Raw genomic sequence first — 22,214 nt, 5'->3', positions numbered from 1 at the left:
GTGTCGGATCAGGCGCTAAGCTTGGCCGCCGTCTCGGCGATGCGCTTGCCCTGATAGCGCGCGCCGTCGAGCTCGTCCTTGCTCGGCTGGCGGCTGCCGTCGCCATCCGACAGCGTGGTCGCGCCATAGGGCGAGCCGCCCTTGACCGCGTCGACGCCCATTTGCCCCTGGAAGCCATAGTCGAGCCCGACGATCGTCAGCCCGTGATGCATCAGGTTGGTGATGATCGAGAACAACGTCGTTTCCTGGCCGCCATGCTGGCTCGCGGTCGAGGTGAAGGCGCCGCCGACCTTGCCGATCAACGCGCCGGAGAACCACTGGCCGCCGGTCGTGTCCCAGAACTGCGCCATCTGCGCGGGCATCCGGCCGAAGCGGGTCGGTGCGCCGACGATGATCGCGTCATACTGCTCCAACGCGGCGGGGCCTTCGATCTCTGCATGCGCGCTGTCGGTCTTGAAATGCGCGGCTTCGATCACCGACTGCGGTGCGGTTTCGGCGACGCGGCGGATGTCCACCTCGGCACCACCGGCGCGCGCGCCTTCGGCAACGGCGTCCGCCATCTGCTCGATATGGCCGTAGGACGAGTAATACAGCACGAGAACCTTGGTCATCTGTCAGTCTCCTGGAAAGTCCGTCACCCCAGCGGACGCTGGGGTCTTTATGGGGCGGGTGCGGCGGCTCGAACCGAGATACCCCAGCTTTCGCTGGGGTGACGGTAAAGGTCGCCGCGGGACGCTTACTCCGAGTCTACCAGAACGATCTCGGCGTCATCCTGTGCCGTGATCGTCACCGTCTGGCCGCCCAGCAGCGCCGCTCCGTCGCGCGCGCCAAAGGCTTCGTCGCCGATCGTGATCGCGCCCGTCGCGGGCACCAGATACACGTGGCGGCCGTCGTCTATCGCATAGTCGACGCTATCCCCGGCCTTCAGCGTAGCGGCCAACACCCGGGCATTCGCGCGGATCGGCAATGCATCGACGTCACCCTCGAACCCACTCGCAAGCGTTACGAACTGCCCGGAGCGCTCGCCCTTCGGGAACGGCTTGGCACCCCAGCTCGGCGAACCGCCCTTGCGCGACGGCTCGATCCAGATCTGGAAGATCGTCGTCGTCTCGGGCTCGAGGTTATACTCGGCATGGCGGACGCCGGTGCCTGCGCTCATCACCTGGACGTCGCCGGCCTCGGTACGCCCTTTGTTGCCGAGCGAGTCCTGGTGGGTGATCGCGCCGCTGCGGACATAGGTGATAATCTCCATGTCCTGATGCGGGTGCGGCGGGAAGCCCGAATTCGCGGCGATCTGGTCGTCGTTCCACACCCGGATCGCGCCCCAGCCCATCCGCGCGGGGTCATAGTAGCTGGCGAACGAGAAATGGTGCCGCGCGTTCAGCCAGCCGTGATCGGCATGGCCCAGGCTTTCGAAGGAGCGGCGTTCAACTTTACTCAAGGTCGTCGTCGTCATGACATGTCTCCACTGGTTGACGCCAAGATAAGCGCGTGGATCAAGACGTAAATAGAAACGCTGGAAACCGATCGTTTCGCTGCTAGCGTACCGGCTGTATGTAATCCTCCCCGCAAGGGGGAGAATACAATGAAGGAGCTCCCCTTATGCGCCTGCCCGATCTCGAAGCCTGGGCGATCTTCGCGAGCGTCGTCGAGCATCGCTCGTTCAGCGCCGCTGCCGACGCGATCGGATTGAGCAAGGCGACCGTGTCGAAGGCGATTACGCGGCTCGAAGCGCATCTCGGCCAGTCGCTGTTCCACCGCACCTCGCGCCGTCTCGCCCTCACCGAGGCCGGTAAACCTCTTGCCGAGCATGCCGGCCGTATCCTCGCCGAGGCCCGGCTTGCCGAAGAGTCCGCCAACGACGCCGCGAGTGCGCCCACCGGTCGTGTCCGCCTTGCTGCGCCGATGAGCTTCGGGATCAAGAACGTCGCACCGCTGCTCGCCGAATTCCTCGCCGCACATCCGGGAATAGAGGTCGATCTGCATCTGTCCGATGCGCGTGTCGATATCGTCGCCGAAGGGTTCGACATCGCACTCCGTATCGCCGAGTTGCCCGACAGCTCGCTCCGCGCGCGCCGGCTCTGTACGATCCAGGCGCATCTCGTTGCGGCGCCGCGATATCTCGAGGCCAACGGTACACCGACGCATCCCGCGCAACTCGGCGAGCACAAGCTGTTCGGCTATTCCAACGTCGTCGGGCCCTGGCGCTTTCAAGGTCCCGGCGGCGCGGAGGTTTCGGTTCGCGCGCAAGGGCCGCTGACCGCCAATAGCGGAGAGGCGATCGTACCGGCGTTGGTCGCCGGGCTCGGGATCGCGCGGCTGCCCGATTTCATTATCGATGCGTACCTGGCGACCGGGGCTCTCACGACGATCCTGCCCGAATGGGCCCCCGCCCCGATCGGGCTGCATCTTCTGACCCCGCCCAGTCCGTTGCGTCCTGCCCGTGTCGAGGCGCTGATCGAATTCCTGACGAGGCGGCTCCGGGACCCGCTCTGAAGGCGGCATAATAGCCCTTGGGTTTGGGGTAGCAGGATTCGTCTCGGTCCTGGCTCGCCCTGACGCGCGGAACACCCAGACGCGACCCGATTCGGCATCCTTCTGCAGAGACGTTCCGTTCCTGTTGCCGCTTTCAATCCGCGTCGACGCCCTGCGTCGGCATTGCGCGCAACCGCCAGCGATCGAGATTTTTCTTGCCCAACATCGTTACCGCAGCCGACTATGAACGGCTGGCCGACGCGGAGCTTTATGCTGCCGCCACTGCCGATACTTTGGCACAGCGCCGAACGCATCTCGACCAGGCTTCAGTATATGCGACGCTCAGCGAGACGATTCGCAATGATCTCGCCCGGCGAGACGACCGCTGACGGCAAATTGATTGCGCACGCCGCACTATAATGCGGTGCAAACCGAGGGGCTCGATCACGCGGCCATGAGCCTTAGCTCGAAATTAACCTTTTGCCTTCAGATGTTGTGTGGTTAATAAATCTAAGTCGAGCTGCAGACATGGGGTGTCGGGCGGTCTCGCGACAAGGGGACGACGCATGCGGGTTCTGCTGATCGAGGACGAGCCGACCACGGCGAAGGCTATCGAGCTGATGCTGACGACCGAAGGGTTCAACGTCTACATCACCGATCTCGGGGAAGAAGGCCTCGATCTGGGCAAGCTGTATGACTACGACATAATCCTGCTCGATCTGAACCTGCCCGACATGCACGGCTACGACGTGCTCAAGCGGCTCCGGGTCGCGCGGGTATCGACGCCGGTGCTGATCCTGTCGGGCGTGAACGAGATGGACTCGAAGGTGCGGAGCTTCGGTTTCGGCGCCGACGACTATGTCACCAAGCCATTCCACCGCGAGGAACTGGTCGCGCGGATCCACGCCGTCGTCCGTCGCTCCAAGGGTCACAGCCAGTCGGTCATCCGGACCGGCAAGCTGGCCGTGAACCTCGACGCGAAGACGGTCGAGGTCGGTGGCAGCCGCGTTCACCTGACCGGCAAGGAATATGCGATGCTGGAGCTGTTGTCGCTCCGCAAGGGCACCACGCTCACCAAGGAAATGTTCCTCAACCATCTTTATGGCGGGATGGACGAGCCCGAACTGAAGATCATCGACGTGTTCATCTGCAAGCTGCGGAAGAAGCTCAGCCTGGCATGCGATGGCGAGAATTACATCGAGACCGTCTGGGGTCGCGGCTACGTGCTGCGCGAGCCCGACGAAGCGCTCGAAGCCCAGGTGGCGTAACTCCCCCGTATTCGGGAGCGCTAGAGGCCGCGGTACCGGGGGGTATCGCGGCCTTTCGTGTTTGTGGATCTGATCCTCCCCCGCCAGGGGGAGGTGGCTGGCACTTGCCAGACGGAGGGGGGGGTCAGCGACAACCTTTGTTCCGTGTCCTCCCCCTCCGTCACCTTCGGTGCCACCTCCCCCTTGCGGGGGAGGATTTCGAGTCGGCGTCTACTTCTTCTTCCGCCGCAACCGGCGGAACAGGCCGCGCTTGCTGAACGTCTCGAACATCTCCTGCGGGCCTTCCGGGTCGAGCACCTCGTTGTCGGCGAGCCATTCCTCGACCGAGGTCAGGTCCGGCACCTCGTAAGGCTGCAACGTCTTGCCTTCGCCGCGCAGCCGCTCGATCGTCTTGATCAGCGAGCCGGTCTCCGAGATCAGGTCGCTCACCACCTGCGGCTCGACGCCGAGATGCTCCGCGATCAGCCCGTCGCGGATCGCGACGATGCCTCTCGACGTCGCCGCGTCGGTTGCGCGGATCGCGAGGTCGCATTCGGTATCGAGCCGCAGCGAGCGGTTGTTCACGTTAGACGAGCCGAGCCGGAACACCTCCTCGTCGGCGATCAGGATCTTGGCATGGCAATAGATCGCCTCGCCGCCCGCGGTGAACGGATGGTACATCCGCAACCGGTTATACGTGTCGCGCCGGTGCAACGCCTCCATCAGCCGCGCACGTGCGGTATCCATTGCGATCGGCTCCAACCAGCCCTGCGCGGTGGTCGGGTTGATGATCACGATCTCGGGACCGTTCGCCTCGTCTAGTCGCTTCGCTACCGCCTCGGCGATCTTGCGCGACGCGAAATACTGGCTCTCGATATACAGGTGTTTCTTCACCCGCGCGATCTGACCGAGGAACAGCGCCTCGCTCTCGTACACCGGCTCTTGGTCGGACATTTCGGGCTCGCTGCGCGCGATCGCCACGTCGACGTCGCGGAAATCGACCTCGAGCCCCTCGGGCCAGAATGTGCTGCCGGGTTCGCCCGACTCCATCTTCATCCCGCCTGCGAGATGCCAGCGGCGGCGGAACAACTCGCCCAGCGCATGCGCGACGGGGCCTTGCACGGCACTGATGGCGTCGTGCCACGGCTTGTAGGGCTTGCCCGAGGGCTGGATGCGGTGCGGTTCGTCGTCGCGGTGGTCGCGCGTGTCCCAGCGGTCGCCGGTCATGTCGATGCCGCCGCAGAATGCCAGCGCATCGTCGATGATCACGATCTTCTGGTGATGCGACGCGGCGGTCGGGTGATGCCCGTCGAGCTTGGTGTGGATGCGCTTGTGCTTCATCCATTTCATCATCGTGAAGACCGTCGAACCGCGGAACAGCGACTTGATCGCGCCGGTATCCCAGCGCAGCACGAACACCTCTAGGTTAGGCTCGCGCTCGACCAGCCACAGCATGAATTCGCCGAGTTTCTTCGGCTCGCCGGGGCGATCGACGCCGGGTTCGAGTTCGATCCTGGCGTCGAAATCCCAGCCGATCAACAGGATGCGGCGTTTGGCCCCCATCATGGCGACGCGTGCGGTGCGGAAATACTTCTCCGCATCGACGATCACCGCCATCTGTTCGGCGCGTTCGACCCGCCAGCATTCCGTCCCGACCTGCATTCGCGTCCCTTCGTTGCCCGTCGGCAGTACCCGCGGCCGCGCGATTGGTTGCGGATGCACCCTGTATCGCCGCCCCTTGCGCGCCTATCTAACGCGCTCATGCTTCCTCCTACCCAGCCTCCCGCCCAGCGCAAGGTGATCCATGTCGACATGGATGCCTTCTACGCTTCGGTCGAGCAGCGCGACGATCCGACGCTCAGGGGCAGGCCGGTGGCGGTCGGCGGATCGCGCGCACGCGGCGTGGTGGCGGCGGCGAGCTACGAGGCGCGGGCGTTCGGGGTGCGCAGCGCGATGCCGTCGGTCACCGCGATCCGGCGCTGCCCCGACCTGGTGTTCGTGCCGCCGCGCTTCGACGTGTACCGCGAAGTGTCCGACCGGATCCGCGCGATCTTCGCCGACTATACCGACCTGATCGAGCCGCTGTCGCTCGACGAAGCCTATCTCGACGTCACCGAGGATATTCGCGGCCTCGGCACGGCGGCGGCGATCGCGGAGGAAATCCGCGCCAGGATCAAGGCGGATACCGGCCTCACAGCGTCCGCCGGAGTAAGCTACAACAAGTTCATCGCCAAGCTCGCCTCGGACCAGAACAAGCCCGACGGGATCTGCATCATTACGCCGAAGCGTGGCGCAGCGTTCGTCCAGTCTTTGCCGGTCAAGCGCTTCCACGGCGTCGGGCCGGTGACCGCGCAGAAGATGGAACGGCTCGGCATCCTCACCGGAGCGGACCTGTTCGCGCAGAGCCTTGCCTTCCTCCAGGCGCATTTCGGCAGTTACGCCGAGTATCTCTACAGGGCGGCGCGTGGGATCGACGATCGCCCGGTACGGGTCAATCGTGCGGCGAAATCGGTCGGGGCGGAGCGCACGTTCGAGACCAACCTGACCACTGCCGAGGACCTGCGTGCCGCCCTGCAGCGGGTAGCGGATGCGGCATGGGTCCGGATCGAACGACACGGCACGCGCGGGCGGACGATCACGTTGAAACTCCGCCATGCCGATTTTCGCACGATCACGCGCGCCCGGTCGTCGCTGTCGGCGGTGACCAATAAGGCGGCGTTTCTGGACGCCGGGCTGGACCTGCTGATGGCACAACTGCCGGTGCCCGATGGTGTGCGACTGCTTGGGCTGACATTGTCGGGAATCATGGGCGACGAGGACGAGGTTCAGCCGAGCCTGCTGTGACGCGTGATTTTTTAGGCCGCTTTCGACTGCGCCCTATCGCCTGCGTCGAGCGTCAGAATCGCGACGGCGCCGAGCCCCGGCCCGTCGCTCTCGAGCCGCAAAGTGCCTTTCATGGCGGCCATGGAATTGGCGCACCAGTGTAGCCCCAGTCCGCCCGACTTGTGCGCACGCGTCGAAAAGCCCCGTTGGAACAGCATTGCAGCAGCTTGAGGTGAGAAACCCTCGCCATCGTCGCGGACGGCGATCGTAACCCGGCCATTCGCCTCGGTGATCGTCGCGACGATCGATCCACTTCCGGTCCCGCGCGCGGCGATCGATTCGACCGCGTTACCGAAAATATTGGCGATCACCTGGCTGAGGATGACCCGGCTCGCCATGACCGGGCTCGGGCCGGCCGGAAAGCTGAACGCAATCGAGGCGCCCAGCGAATATCGCACGATCGTCGCGTTGCGGGCGATGATGTCGCTCACATCGCACAGCTCCAGCGCGGGGCGTTCGTGCGCCGCTTTCTGTTGCTGACCGATGATCTCCAGGACGTCCGCCATTGCCTCGCGTCCGACTATCAACTCACGGCGCCTGGCTTCGCGGTCGGCGCTTTCGGCCTCGATCGCGGCCGCGACGAGCGCGGCGAGCTTGCCGCGACGCGCAGCGGGTATGTCGCCCCGAGCGAGTTCGGCGATCGCGCGGTCTAGCGTCGCCCGATCGATCGCGGCGGACTGCACGATGCCCTGGCTCAGGATCGTGCTGATCGGGTTCAGCGCGTTGCGGACGTTGTGCATGACCGCGACCGCGCTTTCACTCCGCCCCAGATCGAACGACTGCACTTCGATCTGTTCGCGCAGATCCTTCAGCTGTCGCAGCATCGCATTGAAACTCCGTCCGAGCGAGCCGACTTCGTCGCGCCGCCCGTCCTCGTCGAGCAAGGCCAGCGATCCCGACAGGCGAACCCGCTGCATATGGCTCTCGACACGGTGGAGCGGTCGCAGAACGAGCCTCTCGATCAATCGTCTGAGCACCAACAGCACCAGCAACAGCACCATGGTCGAGCCGGCGACTGCGAAGATCAGCATGTGCCGGCCCAGCAGCGAAACATCGCGGGGCACGCTGAAGCGGGCGTCGGCAACCGCATGACCGTCGGCACCGATCAACGGCACTGCAATCGTCACCTTCGACGATTCGCGAGTCACGGCCGCGACATCGCCGCGGGGCATGATATCGATCCGCGCACCGGCTTGGAGCAGCGTCGACAGATGCGGCGCGGTGATGACTCGCGCCATCAACACGTAGCCACGCGGACGTCCTCTGCCGTCCGGACGACGAACGCGTGCGACACCGATCGCAGCAACCGAGTTGCCGATCCGTGCATAAAACCGCCCCGAGCTGCGCGGACCCAGCGCGGTAGCAAGATCGGTACGCGCAATCATCGCCCTCAGCCTCTGGCGCTGGACCTTGGCACGCGGTTCGCCGGCCGCATCCTGCCAGCCCGCGATCACGGTACGACCCAGCGGACTGATATACGCCATGCCGTCGACCCCGATATTGCGCATCGCGACGGGCAAGAAGCGCGAGTGATCGAAACCCTCGTTCGCATCGGCCATGTCGACATAACTGTCGGTCCAGTCGCCATAGTCGCGCACCGCACTTTCGACCTTGGCGGCATAATCGGACAAGGCGACGCGGGCGCGCGCGACATGCCCCGCGATCGCCTTGTCCTCGAGCTTGGTGAAGCTCGGCGTGATGACGCTCGCGAGCAACAGCGTGATTGCGATCGTCGCGATCAACCCGACCGCGGTCATGATCATCACCAGCTTCCCGCCGAGCGACGACCGGGTCCGCGTCCGTCCGAACTGTCGACCTAGAAGAGGCGGCAGCCGACCCATCGCGGCAGAAGGCATCAGCTACGGATTCCAAACGTCTGGCGGATCTTGTGGTCGTCGTTCGACACGTCGTCCTTGCCCGTCAGCGTACCCGACAGCGCCATCGCCAGCGCGAGATCGGCGGTGACCGGGCGGGAGAAGAAATACCCTTGCAGATAGCTCACCCCGGCTAGGCGCAGCGCCTGGACCTGCGCCTCGGTCTCCACGCCTTCCGCGACCACGCCCAGGCCGAGCGCGCGGCCGAGATGAATGATCGAATGGACGATCGCCGCGCTTTCGCGCTCGCGGCCCATGCCGTCGATGAACGACTTGTCGATCTTGAGGCAATCGAGCGCGAACTTGCGGATATTGTAGAGGCTGGAATAGCCCGTGCCAAAATCGTCGAGCGCGATCCGGAAGCCCATCTGCCGCAGTTTGTAGAGCGTTTCGGCCGCGCGCTCGGCATCGTCGAAGATCGCGGTCTCGGTGATTTCGATCTGCAGACGCGCGGGGGCGATGCCTGCGCGCTGGACGCTCTCCATGATGTGCCCGACGAAATTGTGGCGGCGAAACTGGCGCGGCGAAAAGTTGACCGAGACATATTGCCCCGGCCATTGCTTCAGCACCTCGAGCGCCTCGCGCAGGACCCAGTCGCCGAGCTCGTGGATCAGGTTCGATTCCTCCGCGATCGGGATGAACGTCGCCGGGCTCATCAGCCCATATTCCTGCGTGTTCCACCGCACCAGCGCCTCGAATCCGACCACGTCGATCGCGTCGCGGGAAACGATCGGCTGATAGACGAGGCTGAGTTCGCCCCTTGCGATCGCCTGGCTCAAGCCGCCCTCGACGCGGCGACGGAAACGGATACCCTCGTCCATGCCCTCGTCGAACAACCGGACGATGCCTCGTCCGCCGCGCTTCGCATCGTTCAGGGCAAGGTCGGAGCGGCGCATGACATCGACCGGATCGCGGCCCTGACCGCCGGCCGTCACGACCAGCCCGGCGGACGCGCCGCCCTGCACCGAATTGCCGAACACCTGGAGACTGACCGAGCATGCCGCGACGATCAGGTCGCAGGCCATCACCGCAGCCTCCTCGCCCGACGTTTCGAACAGGATTCCGAACTCGTCTCCACCAAGCCGCGCGACGATCGCACCATCGGGTGTCGCGCGGTTGAGGATTGCGCAGATTTCACGGATCAGCGCGTCGCCTGCAAGATGCCCAAGCGTGTCGTTGACCAGCTTGAACCGATCGAGATCGATCATCACGGTCGCGAACAGGCCGTCGGCACGCGTCCGTGCGGAAAGCGCTCGCAGGAAAGCGAGCCGGTTGGGTGCGTCGGTCAGCGAATCATGCGTTGCCAGATGCAGCGCCCGGCTTTCGTTCGCGGCCAGCTCGGCAGCCTGTTCTTCGAGTTGCACCACCTGTGCCGCCAGCAGGTCGCGCGCGGCAGCCAGATCGCGATCGTTCCGCCAGCGCTGTGCGAGCGCCGTCGCGGTCTGCAGGATCTCGGCGACTTCGAAAGGCTTGGCGATGTAGAAGATCTTGTCGGCCGGCCCCGCAACCTTGCTGATTTCGACCGGCGAGAAGTCCGAGAAGCCGGTGACGATGACGAGGTTGATATCGGGATCGAGCGCACGAATCCGTTTTGCGGTTTCGCGGCCGTCGATTCCCGGCGGCATCCGGATGTCGATGAACGCGACCGCGAACGGATCGCCCTCAGCCAGCGCCTGCTCGACCGCGACCACGGCGTCGAGCCCCTGGTCGCAATGCGCCAGCGCGAACGCCGGCGCATTTTCGACGGTATGGAGCGCTTCGTTGCCGAATAGCTCGCCCACCATTGCGTCCAGCGCCATGCCGCGGCTCGATCGCGGACCGGCGAAACTCCGCCGGTAGCTGTCGTGCATCGGCGACTCGTCGTCCACGATCAGAATGCGCATCGATAACCGCTCCTCGCGAGGCAGGACCGGAGCCGTCCGGCGATAACCTACGTGCCTCCCGTCCTTGTTATGATGCGGTAACAAAAGACGGTTAAGACGCCGTGAACGACGTTTCCAATTGATGCCCCAATGCCTGCCCGCCGAGAACGATTGCTCCCAAAGGCCCGGCATTGTTGCCGAGTGCAGGCGGTACGATGAACGTTTCGGTCAGTGCGACCTCGGGGAGCGTGATGTACCCGCCCAGACTGCGCGTCATTGCCGCCCGAACGCGCGGAAACAGGTGGGACGCGCCCATCACGCCGCCGCCCATCACGATCCGTCGCGGAATACCGGTCAGCACGAGCGTGTGGCAAAGCTGGCCGAGCGCGTCGGCGACGCCGTCCCAGACCGGATGCTCGGCCGGGGCTTCGTCCGCCGGGAAGCCGATCCGCGCGGCGATCGCCGGCCCCGCGACGAGGCCCTCGATGCAGGCGCCGTGGAACGGGCAATTGCCGATCCAGTCGTCACCGTGAGATCGCGCGGGACGAATATGGCCAAGCTCGGAATGCGTCAGCCCGTCGACCGGGCGGTTGTTCGCGATCATGCCGGCGCCGACGCCCGTGCCGACCGTGACATAGGCGATATCCGGCAGCCCCTTTGCCGCCCCCCAGAACGCCTCCGCGAGCGCCGCACCGACGACGTCGCTGTGGAAACCGGTGGGCACGCCGTAGCGTCGCTGCAACCGCCCGGCGATGTCGGTTCCCGCCCAGCCCGGCTTGGGCGTGGTCGTGATATGGCCGTAGTCGTGCGAGTGGCGATCGATCGACACCGGCCCGAAACTGGCGATGCCGATCGCGACGAACCCGCTCCAGCGATCCAGCACCGCCTCGATTGCCGCCAGCGTCTCGTCGGGCCGCGTGGTCGGGATACGCACGGTTTCCTCGATCTGGTCGGGCCCGCGCGCAAGAATGCAAATGCATTTTGTCCCGCCGAGTTCGATCCCTGCGACCAGAGGTGCTTCCGTCATCCTGAACTCCCAACGCGTTGCTGGCGCCCGCTTCCTTCGCTGGAGCCCTCCCGTCAAGAGCGGGCCGGCCGTGCGATCACGGTGAACGAGGATTTCATCCGCTGTCGATCCGCCCGGTCATGCGTTATGCCTGTCGAGTTCAACCGAACAGACAGGAATCTCCCATGGCGAAGAAGCCCGCAAAACTGGCGAAGGCGAACACCAACGTATCGGTCGAAGCGCAGCCGCAGTACAAGGTCGAGTATCGCGAAATCCAGGCCTTCGGCACGCTCAAGCGTTTGCCGATCGCGCTCGAGGACAACGCACGCGCGCAGAGCGTGGCGACGCTGAACCAGGTTCTCGCGGACACGATGACGATCCGCGACATGTACAAGAAGCATCACTGGCAGATGTCGGGTGCGACTTTCTATCAACTGCACCTCCTGCTCGACAAGCATTACGAGGAGCAGGCCGCGCTCGTCGATCTCGTCGCGGAGCGTATCATGGCACTCGGCGGCATCTCGATCGCGATGGCGCACGACGTCGCCGAGATGACGACGATCCCCCGCCCGCCCAAGGGTCGCGAGGACGTTCCGACTCAGCTCGCCCGCCTGCTCGAGGCGCACGAGATCATCCTGCGCCAGGCTCACGAGGGTGCGCAGGCAGCGGATGAGTCGGGCGACGACGGCACCAACGACCTGCTGGTGAGCAACATCGTCCGCACCCACGAGCCGCAGGTCTGGTTCCTGGCCGAGCATCTCGCCGCGACCGAACTGGTCCGCGAGGACAAGTAAGGTGATGTTGCAATCCTCTCCCGTCAGGGGGAGGTGGCAGGCACTTGCCTGACGAAGGGGGAGGAAAGGAGTCACGGCCGTTGCGTGGTCCTCCCCCTCCGTCGCCTCCGGCGCCACCTCCCCTGGCGGGGGAGGATTGTGTTGCGGCGTAATCATTAAGTGACACTTGATTGGCGCGCCGCTCTCGTGAGGCCCGTTCGTGATCTACCACGTCGTGGCGCTGATTGGGTGACAGAATGCCGCAATAGCGCGCTTCCGACGTCGGCGTTCAACCAAATCATTGAGTGACACTCATGTTGGTTTCCCCAGCGGGAGCGTCGGTCCGGCATCGTAGTAGCGGTGCCATTCCTCACGCACCAGATCGGTGTCCTTCGTCATCCGCAAGCCCAGCAGATACGTGAGGCCAACGCGATCTCCCCGACCAGTCGCATCCTCGAACATCCAGCGCAGACGACGGCGGACGAAGTCGAAGTGGTCCTCCACCTCTTCGTCGAGCGCGCGGTTGGTCAGCGGCAGCGGATGGTCGCGTAGAAGCGAGCCGAGGCCGTGGACCGATCGAATCATGACCGCCTTCGTCAGTCTAATCCTCGGTGGCTTTGCGCGATGCATATTCGCCGCCGCGTGCATCTTGCCCGCATAGACTGGGTCCAGGTTGGCGATCTGCAACGCCGTCCTGCCTGTGGCACTGGCGGACTTCGCCACGGGCGCTTCATACTTCTTCACGATCGGCCGCAGCTCCGACGTGTCAGGCATGCTGTCGAGGAATCCATGCGCCAGCGCCATGCACGTTGGGTCGGTAGTGTAGGCGCTCCCGGGGATGAGCTGGCGAAGCCAGTGACGCCGGCGGTCTGCCCCCGTCTGGAGCCGTGGCCAGAGTTCCAACACGGCGCCATAGTGCCGATCGAACGCCTCGATCAGGTCGTCCATCGCGGTTCGGCGACCATCGGTGAATCCCTTGCGCCACGCGAGTTCCCGCAGATCCGGCAGCTGCCCGTGCCCAAGCCTGTCCCGTCCGTAGAGCATTTGGTAGCCGAAGGCTGTGATCGATCGATAATGGCGCATTGCCATCGCGCCCCAGGGAAACGCTACGGCAGCGGCATCCGCGCGGGACACGGAGGCCGCGGTGTAGGATCGTTCACGGCTGAGCGTCACGTCCACCTCGCTGTCGAGAAGTATCTTGCCGTGCTCCAGGCAGATCAGGCTCGTCACGAGCTGGTGTCGCCTCTGCCATATTGGATAGCCGAACCGGTTGAGGTTGGCGTCATCGCATTCCGGGCAGAAGCGGAGGCGAGACGGCCAGGGCACCGCCGTCTGAGAGCCCTTCACCTCGCGGAAAATCCTGTGCCCGCCAAGCATAAGACCGCGCAAGCGATCGTAGGCCGCCGGTTCACGCAGTGCCGTGTAGTAAGGTAGCAGTGTGTGCCGCTCGACGATTTGATTGGCGGTTAAACCGATGTCCCCACAATTATGCAGCAGTTTGCGGATCTGAAGTGGAATGTCGTGCGACAGACGCGCCTTTCGCTCGCCGAACAAGTCGAGGTTGATCCGTCCCGGCTTGTCCCGGCTGTAGCGTGCGTAACGCGCCACCACCGAGTAGAGCAGTTCGTCCGGGTGGAAGATCGGAAGGAATGATACGGACAGGATGGCCTCGGGCGCGATTCGCTTGAGGCTATATCATCCAGCAATCCTGAATTTTTCGCTGCGTTCACAAAGTCGGCGCGACCGGCACATACACGTTGGACACAGCAGGGTCGGGGCATCGCTGAGCGCTTGCCGGGCTGATCTATCTAGCCGCGCCAGCCTCCCTACGCGTCGGGCGAGGTCAACACAGTCACCTGCACCAGCGTGCCTTCAAGATCGTAGAACTCCGTTGCCAACCGCGCGAGCTCGACCCAGACGAGCGGCCTTTCGGCATCATCATCAACCTCGACCGCGACGTCCCAGCTGTCGTGGGAGCCGTCGGGCCGGCCAATCGTGACGCTGACGAAGCTGTCGCCGGCGACGTCGCGGGCAAGGCGCTCGAGCTGCCGTTCGAACAGGCGCGGACTGCGTGTGCCACGTGAACTGCCGAAGCCGTAGGACATGGCGCCCAGCCCTGGCAGGACGCGAGCGTCGCGTGGAAGTGCTGGAACCATGCGGTCGCTCGTGGCGGGCCACCGGCTCCGCCTCATCTCGAAGTTGCTGGCCGTGCCGAGCCTGCGCATCAGCACATTGGACCGGCCGCCCGGTTCGGGTGTGGACGGCTGCGCCATCTGTTCGGCTGCATCTTCGGGAACGCGGGCGCCGAAGGCCTTCGCGACGGCGTCGAGCACTACCGTCCGCGCCTCGTCCAGCGTGAGCGCCGCCTTGGTGTCGTCCTCGACATCCGCGCTGCGGCGGCGGACGGCCTTCGTGGATTGCAGGGCCACGTCCCCCAGCTTCGAGCCGAACGCGCGCCGTATCGGATCACCGTTCGCGAGCGTGGCGCTGGTATGCTCCACCGTCGGGTGGCCCATGCGGCCTAGCTCGTCGCCGAGGCCGCGCCATTCGAGATCAAACGTGGTGGCGAACATGATGGTCGGCGGTGCGAACTCCGGTCCACCGGCGATTCCGCGAAGCCGCCGCATCGCGTCTTCGACGGCCTCGATCACCCCGTCGCCGTTGGGATAGTTGTCGTAGACCGAGCCGCCTAGCGGGGTGCCCGTGTGCAGGTCGATCGCGAGTGTTATCGTCGGTGCCAGCAACTCGTCCTCGTCCACCAGGATGCTCGCCGGCGCGGTGTGGTCGATGACCAGCGCCTGGCCGAAGCGGGTGACGGGCTCGTCAAGCTGCTGCGCCCTGTCGAACGGATCCGTGACGGTGACCGGGGCTGGGTCGTTCCTTTCCCCGAGCGCACGGTCGATGAAGGCCCGGACCGTGACGTCGGTCGGTAGGCCCGCCTCCTTGCCCCACGCCTGCTTGACGGCCGTGACCAGATCTCTGACCGCGGCATCCGGGGCTTCAGCGATGGCGGATTGGACCAACTCGCGCAGTCGCACCGCGACTGGTTCCGCAAGCCGAGATCTTCGCCCGCCTCCATCACCGGATGCATAGCTGACCAGCTTCAGTGGTGAGCGCCCGTTCTCGCGCCAGTGCTTGAGTATGGCGTAGAACGACCTGAGCTTGACGCCCATCCTCGCCGCGGCCGCCTCGGCTTCGGCCTTGGTCCGCGTCCGCTGTCGATTGTAATCGGTCAGGACGTGGTGTCGCGCGAGGGCGACCACGCGCTTGTTCGCCGGGACCCTGAGCCACTCTGGGTTGTCGGCTAGCGGATCGGGGCGGCCGAATGTGTCGGAGCCCCAGACCGATGCGCGGTCCCGAAGCTCCTCCAGCAGGTCCGCCGCCCTCCGTGCGTCATGTTCTGAAACAGTCATATGCACCTCGACTCTTCCAATGCACTTAAAAGATAATATATGCAACGGTGCATTGAATAACTTTCTGGTATGGAGATTTTATGGATTGGGAGCCGTTCACCGAGTCGTTAACGGCTTCCTGTCTACGTTTTCAGGATGGCATTAGGCACAGCACCCTCTTGGGATCAGTTCGGCTTTTCCCCTCCGACGCCGCGTCTGTCGTCTGGTTGTCCAGCGCGTGGCATTGCGGTTCGGTCGCTCAACGGGCGGTGATGGCGTGAAGCGATCATCCAGCCCGTACCTGTTCAACGAGCAGCGCTTCGCCAAGTGGACGGCGGAAGGCCGGGGCGAAGGCGCGTCGATCGACTACAAGCCGTGGCTGCGGATCACGAACGTCCCCTCGCGTGGTCGGCGCCACCGGCTCAAGAGCACGATCCACGGGCGGGTCATGCACCTGCTGTCGGACCTTGAGCGCAACGCCGTGTTCGAGCTCGAGTGGCGCGGTGCGCTCGACATCCGGGAGCAGTTCCCGCTTGACCGCGAACGCACGCGCGCCATCGCTCAGGAACTCGGCGTGCGTCACCCCCGTGATCCCAGCTCCGGCGTGGACATCGTCATGACGACTGATCTCGTCATCGACGTCCCGATCACCGGCGGCGCGCGGCTGGTTCCCCATTTCGTCAAGCCGCAGAGCGAGCTCGGCAAGGGGCGGATCAAGGAGAAGTTCGCGATCGAGCGAATCTACTGGGAGTCGCTTGGCTGCCGGCTTCAGGTCCTAACCGATCGCCAGCTGCGCGGCCCGCGCTTCGAGACCATCCGCTGGCTCCGGGACTGGCACTGGACCGAAGGCGTCGATGGCCGGGATGCCCAGTCTTGGGAACGCATCGCCGACGTGGCCATGCACGTGGTGTCCGCCATGCAGGGACGGACGATCGGCGAGGTCTGCTCCACGATCGCGCGCGCAGAGGGGATCACCCCCGGCGTCGCCTTCTCCGTCCTTCGTCATCTTGGCTCACGCCGCCGCCTGCTGGTCGACGTGGATGTCCGCCGCCCCATGCTAAGCGATTCCATCGAGCGCTTCGCGCTTCCGTCTTCGGTCTCGCTTCTGGGTGCCGTTGCATGATCATCCGCGAGCGTCACGTGCTGTCCGGCTCGGGCGGTGGCCAGACCCGCCTGATGGTCCTTTGGGTCGGCCAGAGCCATATCGCCGTGCTGGATCTGCTGGACCGGAAGTCGAAGCCGGCGCTGATGTCCACCAGCGCCGTCGAGGCGGCCTTGGTCGCAGGAAGCTACGACGTCGAGACCAGCCCCATCGAGGTCACGCAGACGGTCGGTCGGACGCTCAACGATCGTGAGCTCAAGGCGCGCGACGAGTTCTGGGCGTTGATCGAGCCGCTAGTCCAGAACGTGCCGGCGATCTACGATCGACGGCAGCGGGGACCCCTGGTGGCCGCCCGGAGCCGCGAGGCCGCGGTGTCGGTCAACACCGTCAAGCGGCAGCTCGACCTCTACTGGCGCGGCGGCATGCGGAAGGCCGCACTCGTCCCAAACTTTGCGGGGCGCGGTCCGCAAGGCCCCCTGCCGGCACAGCCTGGGGCCGCCAAGCGCGGACGCAAAGCCGGGCCGACCGGCGATCCGCACACCGACGTCACGGTCGAGATCCAGCAGGCGTTCCAGCGCGCGGTCGACGCGCAGCGTAAGATCGCGAAGAACCGGTTCACGGTGGCTAACGCGTATAAGCGCTTCACCGATTTCGAGTGCACAGTCGCAGTCGAGGACCCCGAGACGGGCGCGATCATCTACGCCCGGCGCCCCGAGTATCAGGACCTGCCTGAACCGAGCTACAAGCAGTTCAAGCGCTGGTATGACGGCACCAACCAGAAGGAACGGACCGGACGGATCCTGAAGGGCGACGCGCTCTACGAAAAGGACAACCGGCTCACCGTGGGCACGGCGGCGGAAGAGACGTGGGGGCCGGGTTCCCGCTACCAGATCGACGCGACGATCCTTGAGGTGGCGCTGCTGTCCCGCCACCGCCACGGCGATATCATTGGCAAGCCGGTCCTCTACATCGTGATCGACGTGTGGTCGCGATACATCGTCGGCTTCTATCTGGGGCTGACGAATGCTTCCTGGGCTGGAGCGGCGATGGCGATCGCGAACTGCGTTGAGCCGAAGGAGGACCTGCTGCGTCGGTGCGGCTACGATCCCGAGACCCACCCGTGGGAAGCGCGTCACCTCAGCGCGGCGCTGCTGGCTGACGGTGGCGAGATCAAGTCGCATCGCGGCGATGTGCTGGTCAGCGATTTCAACTGCACCGTCGAGACGGCCCCGCACCGGGCCGACTGGAAGGGCATCGTCGAGCAGCGGTTCAACATCACGAACGTGCGCATCGGCCCGTATGTGCCCGGGCACGTCGACATCTCGTATCGCGGGCGCGGCGCCGAGGATTACCGCTTTTCCGCCAGGCTCACCCTGAACGACCTCACCGAGATTATCGTCGGGCTGATCCTCGAATACAACAACCACCACGAGTTGAAGGGGCTGGACCTCGACCCCGACGTCGACGCCGCCGGCATCCCGAAGATCCCGCTGCATCTGTGGCGCTTCGGGTCGGTCACGCGCGGCGATGCGCGGAGTTACGACCCGAATGCCCTGCGCTTCGCCATGATGAAGAGCGATTGGGTATCGCTGACGACGAGCGGAATCGAATATCGCGGCCGCTTCTACAGCTGTCCCGAACTGCTCGCCTCAGAACTGATGTCGAAGGTCAGGGACGGCCGGACCAAGGTCATGATCTCCTGGGACGACCGCATCGTCGGCCAGGTCTACTGGCACAACAAGGCGTCGCCCACCGGTTATTACGTCTGTCGCCTGACTACGAAGAGCCGGAGCGCGTCCGAAAAGGACCGCAGCTTCTGGGAACTCGATGACGCCGACGATCGGCGGAAGGCCGAGGCCCGCGACCGCAAGCATGGCTCGCTCGGCGACCGTGCCGCTCTCTCCCACCGTATCGACTCGATCGTCGAACGCGCCGAGGCCGCCTTCAAGGATGGCCCGCAGCGCGACGACCGCGATCGGGTGAAGGGCATTCACGATCATCGTCGCGCCGAGCGCGAGAGTGACGCCCCGTCCGAGGCGCCGCCGCTGCGCGACCCCGCGCCTCGGGCCACACCCCACCTGACGCTGGTGGCCGACCAGCCTGATGATGATGACGACGACGATTTCGAGATCGGCGTGACCGAATTGAGGGGCAAGGACGATGACTGAGACACAGGTCGCCCCGGCCGGGATGGCGGAATACGTCGACAACCCCTTCATCAATCGTCTGCCGACCGAGCCCGAGCTTGTCGACATCCACGCGGATCTCGACAAGCCCCCGCTGTATTCGGCGACCGACCGGCAGCTTCGACCCGGTCAACGCTTTCACTGCGTCATGCGTCTCGCCGAGTATTCGCAGCCGACGACGCCTGCCCTTCAGTTCGGCATCCTGCTCGATCTGGTGATCAAGCGTGGCTACGTCGGACGCGACCCGACCACGACGGATTATGTCCGGCGCATGGAACACGCCGTCGACCTGGAGGATCAGGTTGCGGACGGAGCGAAATGGGATGAGCTCGGTCTCGCGGCCGCGAGCGACACGTCGCTCGGGTTCGCCGCGATCGGCACGCCCGGTGGTGGCAAGACGCACACGGTGAAGCGAACCTGCGCGCGCTACCCGCAGGTGATCAAGCACACCGAGCCCTTCAAGCTCGCGCAGATCGTTTGGCTGCGAGTGGAATGCCCGCCTGCGGGCTCGCCCAAGTCGCTCTGCGATTTCTTCTTCCAGCAAGTCGACACGGCGCTGCGCTCCCATGGCGTGAAGTCGCGCTACGAGAAGCACTACCGCGGCAAGACCCTCGACGCGATGATGGCGGGCATGGCGCGAGTGGCGACGCTCCATGCGATCGGCGTGCTCATCGTTGACGAGATCCAGAACGTGAAGCGCGTGAAGCAGGACGTGAACGCGTCCGTTTTGAACTTCCTGGTGACGTTGAGGAACTCGATCGGCATCCCGGTTGTGACGGTCGGCACGATGGCGGCCCAGCGTCTCCTCCAACGAACCTTCCACGACGCCCGGCGTGGTGATGGGCTCGGGTCGATCCACTTCGAGCGGATGCCCTCGGCCCCGAAGGACCGGCGCAGGTTCGGGAAGGACTTCAAGGTCTTCGTCGAGCAGATGTGGCGCTGGCAGTGGACCGCTGAGCACACCGCTCTGACCGATGACCTCGTCCAGGCGATGTATCACGAGACCCAGGGCGTCATCGATCTTGTCGTGAAGCTCTTCATCCTCGTCCAGCTTCGCCTGCTCCAGACCGGCGGGATCCGCAACGTGAAGGAGGTGATCACACCCGAGGTCATCCGGAAGGTCGCCAAGCAGCGATTGCGCGTGGTGCAACCCTACATCGAGGCGCTTCGCACCGACGACTGGGAGAAACTGCGCGAATTCGACGACCTGTTGGATTTCGATCGCGAGTATAAGGCTGTCGTCGTCGCGCACCACGCGTCAATCGGCAGGCTGGAGAAGAAGACGACGGTGGCGGGCGACGACGGTGGCGCCAGCGCATACCCTGCCATCGGCGAAGCCAGCACATACGACATCCTCCTTGCCGCGCAGGGCATCCCCGCCGAGCGCCGCGACTGGATTATGTCCAAGGCCAAGGAGCTGGCGACTGGCGACGACATCGGCAGCACGATGCTCGCGATGAGCCAGGCCATCGCGGCCGACCGCGAACTGCAGGACGCGGCGACCGAGGCACCGCCGCCGGCGGCCGCGAAACCTGTACCGACGAAGGGCAAGTCGAAGGATTTCGTCGGGGAGAGCGCCGACGCGGCCTATGGCAAGCTGATGGCGTCCGGCCACATCGGGTTCGACGGTGACGGCTGATGGGGGGCGAGCCTGCCTTCTTCCCGGCGCCTCGTGACGGCGAACTCCTATACTCGGTCCTGGCCAGGCACAGCCGGTGGAGCGTCGACGGGCCCAAGGCGACGATGGACGCGCTGTTCGGCAACGCGGCCGTCATCGCCTCGATCGACCTGCCGAACCGGCTAGCCGCCCTCGCCCGGCACTTGCCGCCTGCGCTGTCGGTCGACAATCTGATCGAGCGTCATACCCTTGCGCCCTATTACCTAGCCTTCGCGCCTTCGAAGATCCGGCAGGCCGTCCGGGTCGGGATGAAGGGGGACGGCGCGAGTCTCCATCTGAGCGCCGGACTGGCAGCGTTCCGGGCGGGCCGTGTGACGCGCCTCCGGTTCTGCCCCGAGTGCATCGGCGACATGCGCGATCGGTGGGGAAGTCCGCATTGGCGGCGCGATCACCAGCTACCGGGCGTCCTGGTATGTCCTAAGCACGGCACGTTGCTTCGGCAGAGCACCGTCGATCTCCATACGGCTAACCGCCACGCATTCACCGCCGCGACCGACGCGACCTGTCCCGCATCCGCCGAGACTGTGACGCGGCCTGTAGGCTCGGCGGACGGCCAGACTCTGCTGCGCCTCGCTCGTGCAAGCGCCGCGTTGCTGGATCGGCAGGATGACGGGCCTGCGGACTTCGCGGAGCTGACCGAATTCTACCGTGACGAGCTGCGGTCACGCGGACTGATGCGCTCGCGGCTCAAGGTCGACCAAGTGGCGCTGCACGCCGCCTTCATGGCGCGGTTCGGGTCTGTCGCCGATCGCCTGCCCGGCCTCCTGTCGACCGAGCGGTTGCGTGGCGACTGGCTCGCTAGCCTAGCCAGGAAGCACCGCAAGGCGAGCCATCCGATCGAGCATCTGCTGCTGCGCGACCTTCTCGGCTCGCGTGATGAACGAAAGCAGCCGTTCGGCAGCGGACCCTGGGAGTGCCGCAACCCCCTCGCCGATCACTTCGAACGCGATGTCGTCACGGACCTGCGGATCTACCGCAACCGGGCCGCGAAGGTGGCGGTGTTCTCGTGCGGGTGCGGATACCGCTACACGCGATCGCCGCGAAACGATGGCGCCGTCGGACCCTGCCGTTTCAAGGAATACGGGCCCCTTCTTGGACCCGCCCTGGTGACGTTGATCAAGACGGGGACGTCGCTCAGGGGCGTGGCGGCGAGCCTTCGCGTCGATCCTAAGACGGTGGCCACGCTGGCGGTCGAGCTAGGCCTCGACGCGCCTTGGAGCATCCGTCCGTCCGCCCGGAACGCGACACCCACGAATGCCGACGAACGGCCCACGCTCAACCTTGTTACGACGCGGACCAGGTCAGGGAGCGCCAAGCCTCGCCGCGACTGGCGCAGGTCCGACTTGGAGATGTCCGCCCGCGTCGCGGGTGCGGCGATGCGCATCAAGGCCAGCGCCCCGCCGGCCCGTGTCACTTGCGCGGCGCTTGAGCGGGAACTGCTGGGTCGCCGAGGTTGGATCGCCAAGCGAGCCGACAAGCTGCCCCGCACTACCAACTCGTTGGCCGAAGTCGCCGAGTCGCTGAGGGATTTTCAGTTTCGCCGCATCGACTATTGGATCGCCACGGCGGCAGCAGACGGGCGATCGGTCCGCCCTTGGACGATCATGCGCATGGCGGGACTTCGATCGAACATGTTGGGCGTCATCCACGACCGGCTAGAAGCCCACCGCCAGCGCATTGAAACGGTCCATCATTCGCTCGGCTGACTGGTAAAATCTCCGCTTCAGGCGTCACGC

General features: G+C 65.1%; 17 protein-coding genes. 9 read left to right on the top strand and 8 right to left on the bottom strand.

From position 1 onward, the window contains the following. Window positions 1–8: 8 nt before the first annotated feature. Window positions 9–611, bottom strand: coding sequence for an NAD(P)H:quinone oxidoreductase (gene wrbA / locus U1737_RS16995; protein ID WP_332797585.1), 603 nt, complete (start codon window positions 609–611; stop codon window positions 9–11). A gap of 125 nt (window positions 612–736) precedes the next feature. Then, complete coding sequence (locus U1737_RS16990) at window positions 737–1,456, bottom strand: pirin family protein (protein WP_248522882.1); 720 nt, start codon at window positions 1,454–1,456, stop codon at window positions 737–739. 146 nt (window positions 1,457–1,602) lie between these two features. Between U1737_RS16990 and U1737_RS16985 the strand changes: the two genes are divergently transcribed. The 3 genes from U1737_RS16985 to ctrA all read left to right on the top strand — a co-directional run bounded on the left by U1737_RS16985 (window position 1,603) and on the right by ctrA (window position 3,743). Then, window positions 1,603–2,496 carry a LysR family transcriptional regulator gene (locus U1737_RS16985; RefSeq protein ID WP_332797584.1) on the top strand — a complete coding sequence of 298 codons (894 nt, stop codon included), beginning with the start codon at window positions 1,603–1,605 and terminating at the stop codon, window positions 2,494–2,496. Between the two features lie 194 nt (window positions 2,497–2,690). Then, window positions 2,691–2,864, top strand: a complete 174-nt coding sequence (locus U1737_RS16980; protein ID WP_332797583.1) for a hypothetical protein — start codon at window positions 2,691–2,693, stop codon at window positions 2,862–2,864. A gap of 177 nt (window positions 2,865–3,041) precedes the next feature. After that, window positions 3,042–3,743 carry a response regulator transcription factor CtrA gene (gene ctrA / locus U1737_RS16975; protein ID WP_128455376.1) on the top strand — a complete coding sequence of 234 codons (702 nt, stop codon included), beginning with the start codon at window positions 3,042–3,044 and terminating at the stop codon, window positions 3,741–3,743. A 210-nt stretch (window positions 3,744–3,953) separates the two neighbouring features. Here ctrA and U1737_RS16970 read toward each other — a convergent pair whose 3' ends face one another. Beyond that, window positions 3,954–5,384, bottom strand: a complete 1,431-nt coding sequence (locus U1737_RS16970) for a phospholipase D-like domain-containing protein (RefSeq protein WP_332797582.1) — start codon at window positions 5,382–5,384, stop codon at window positions 3,954–3,956. A gap of 99 nt (window positions 5,385–5,483) precedes the next feature. Between U1737_RS16970 and dinB the strand changes: the two genes are divergently transcribed. Beyond that, window positions 5,484–6,566 (top strand): DNA polymerase IV, encoded by a 1,083-nt coding sequence (gene dinB / locus U1737_RS16965; protein ID WP_332797581.1) that lies wholly within the window; start codon window positions 5,484–5,486, stop codon window positions 6,564–6,566. A gap of 11 nt (window positions 6,567–6,577) precedes the next feature. On the opposite strand, the gene U1737_RS16960 is transcribed toward dinB, so the two are convergent. The 3 genes from U1737_RS16960 to U1737_RS16950 all read right to left on the bottom strand — a co-directional run bounded on the left by U1737_RS16960 (window position 6,578) and on the right by U1737_RS16950 (window position 11,368). Next, the gene (locus U1737_RS16960; protein ID WP_332797580.1) at window positions 6,578–8,368 is read right to left on the bottom strand and encodes a CHASE4 domain-containing protein; all 1,791 of its coding nucleotides are present in this window, start codon (window positions 8,366–8,368) and stop codon (window positions 6,578–6,580) included. Between the two features lie 92 nt (window positions 8,369–8,460). Continuing rightward, complete coding sequence (locus tag U1737_RS16955; RefSeq protein WP_332797579.1) at window positions 8,461–10,362, bottom strand: putative bifunctional diguanylate cyclase/phosphodiesterase; 1,902 nt, start codon at window positions 10,360–10,362, stop codon at window positions 8,461–8,463. Between the two features lie 91 nt (window positions 10,363–10,453). Next, window positions 10,454–11,368, bottom strand: coding sequence for an ROK family protein (locus tag U1737_RS16950; protein ID WP_332797578.1), 915 nt, complete (start codon window positions 11,366–11,368; stop codon window positions 10,454–10,456). A gap of 164 nt (window positions 11,369–11,532) precedes the next feature. On the opposite strand from U1737_RS16950, the gene U1737_RS16945 reads away from it, so the two are divergent. After that, window positions 11,533–12,141, top strand: a complete 609-nt coding sequence (locus U1737_RS16945; RefSeq protein WP_332797577.1) for a Dps family protein — start codon at window positions 11,533–11,535, stop codon at window positions 12,139–12,141. A gap of 291 nt (window positions 12,142–12,432) precedes the next feature. Here the strand turns inward: U1737_RS16945 and U1737_RS16940 are convergent, their stop codons facing one another. Then, window positions 12,433–13,761: a TniQ family protein gene (locus tag U1737_RS16940; protein WP_332797636.1), complete on the bottom strand. Its 1,329-nt coding sequence runs from the start codon at window positions 13,759–13,761 to the stop codon at window positions 12,433–12,435. Between the two features lie 185 nt (window positions 13,762–13,946). Next, entirely contained in the window at window positions 13,947–15,533 is a 1,587-nt protein-coding gene (locus U1737_RS16935; protein WP_332797576.1) for a hypothetical protein, read from the bottom strand. 217 nt (window positions 15,534–15,750) lie between these two features. Here U1737_RS16935 and U1737_RS16930 point away from each other — a divergent pair, with 217 nt between their 5' ends. From U1737_RS16930 to U1737_RS16915, 4 genes are read left to right on the top strand one after another with little or no spacing between them, the layout of a single operon-like run. Then, window positions 15,751–16,635: a TnsA endonuclease N-terminal domain-containing protein gene (locus U1737_RS16930; RefSeq protein ID WP_332797575.1), complete on the top strand. Its 885-nt coding sequence runs from the start codon at window positions 15,751–15,753 to the stop codon at window positions 16,633–16,635. Continuing rightward, a complete protein-coding gene (locus tag U1737_RS16925) occupies window positions 16,632–18,782 on the top strand; it encodes a TnsB C-terminal domain-containing protein (RefSeq protein ID WP_332797574.1) in 2,151 nt (716 codons plus the stop codon). Before U1737_RS16930 ends, U1737_RS16925 begins: the two co-directional genes overlap by 4 nt. Beyond that, window positions 18,775–20,439, top strand: coding sequence for an ATP-binding protein (locus U1737_RS16920; RefSeq protein ID WP_332797573.1), 1,665 nt, complete (start codon window positions 18,775–18,777; stop codon window positions 20,437–20,439). The genes U1737_RS16925 and U1737_RS16920 overlap by 8 nt, the downstream gene beginning before the upstream one ends. Beyond that, window positions 20,439–22,184: a TnsD family Tn7-like transposition protein gene (locus U1737_RS16915; RefSeq protein WP_332797572.1), complete on the top strand. Its 1,746-nt coding sequence runs from the start codon at window positions 20,439–20,441 to the stop codon at window positions 22,182–22,184. The genes U1737_RS16920 and U1737_RS16915 overlap by 1 nt, the downstream gene beginning before the upstream one ends. Window positions 22,185–22,214 lie beyond the last annotated feature (30 nt).

The organism is Sphingomonas fucosidasi (assembly GCF_036663855.1).
In the GTDB taxonomy this organism is placed as follows: Bacteria; Pseudomonadota; Alphaproteobacteria; order Sphingomonadales; family Sphingomonadaceae; genus Sphingomonas; species Sphingomonas faeni_B.
This window is presented reverse-complemented; position numbering and strand designations above follow the sequence as displayed.

Bases quoted from the DNA above. Each gene is read 5' to 3' on its own strand.
- wrbA (WP_332797585.1), bottom strand. From the start codon at position 611: ATGACCAAGGTTCTCGTGCTGTATTACTCGTCCTACGGCCATATCGAG.
- U1737_RS16990 (WP_248522882.1), bottom strand. From the start codon at position 1,456: ATGACGACGACGACCTTGAGTAAAGTTGAACGCCGCTCCTTCGAAAGC.
- U1737_RS16985 (WP_332797584.1), top strand. From the start codon at position 1,603: ATGCGCCTGCCCGATCTCGAAGCCTGGGCGATCTTCGCGAGCGTCGTC.
- ctrA (WP_128455376.1), top strand. From the start codon at position 3,042: ATGCGGGTTCTGCTGATCGAGGACGAGCCGACCACGGCGAAGGCTATC.
- U1737_RS16970 (WP_332797582.1), bottom strand. From the start codon at position 5,384: ATGCAGGTCGGGACGGAATGCTGGCGGGTCGAACGCGCCGAACAGATG.
- dinB (WP_332797581.1), top strand. From the start codon at position 5,484: ATGCTTCCTCCTACCCAGCCTCCCGCCCAGCGCAAGGTGATCCATGTC.
- U1737_RS16960 (WP_332797580.1), bottom strand. From the start codon at position 8,368: ATGATCATGACCGCGGTCGGGTTGATCGCGACGATCGCAATCACGCTG.
- U1737_RS16955 (WP_332797579.1), bottom strand. From the start codon at position 10,362: ATGCGCATTCTGATCGTGGACGACGAGTCGCCGATGCACGACAGCTAC.
- U1737_RS16950 (WP_332797578.1), bottom strand. From the start codon at position 11,368: ATGACGGAAGCACCTCTGGTCGCAGGGATCGAACTCGGCGGGACAAAA.
- U1737_RS16945 (WP_332797577.1), top strand. From the start codon at position 11,533: ATGGCGAAGAAGCCCGCAAAACTGGCGAAGGCGAACACCAACGTATCG.
- U1737_RS16935 (WP_332797576.1), bottom strand. From the start codon at position 15,533: ATGACTGTTTCAGAACATGACGCACGGAGGGCGGCGGACCTGCTGGAG.
- U1737_RS16925 (WP_332797574.1), top strand. From the start codon at position 16,632: ATGATCATCCGCGAGCGTCACGTGCTGTCCGGCTCGGGCGGTGGCCAG.
- U1737_RS16920 (WP_332797573.1), top strand. From the start codon at position 18,775: ATGACTGAGACACAGGTCGCCCCGGCCGGGATGGCGGAATACGTCGAC.
- U1737_RS16915 (WP_332797572.1), top strand. From the start codon at position 20,439: ATGGGGGGCGAGCCTGCCTTCTTCCCGGCGCCTCGTGACGGCGAACTC.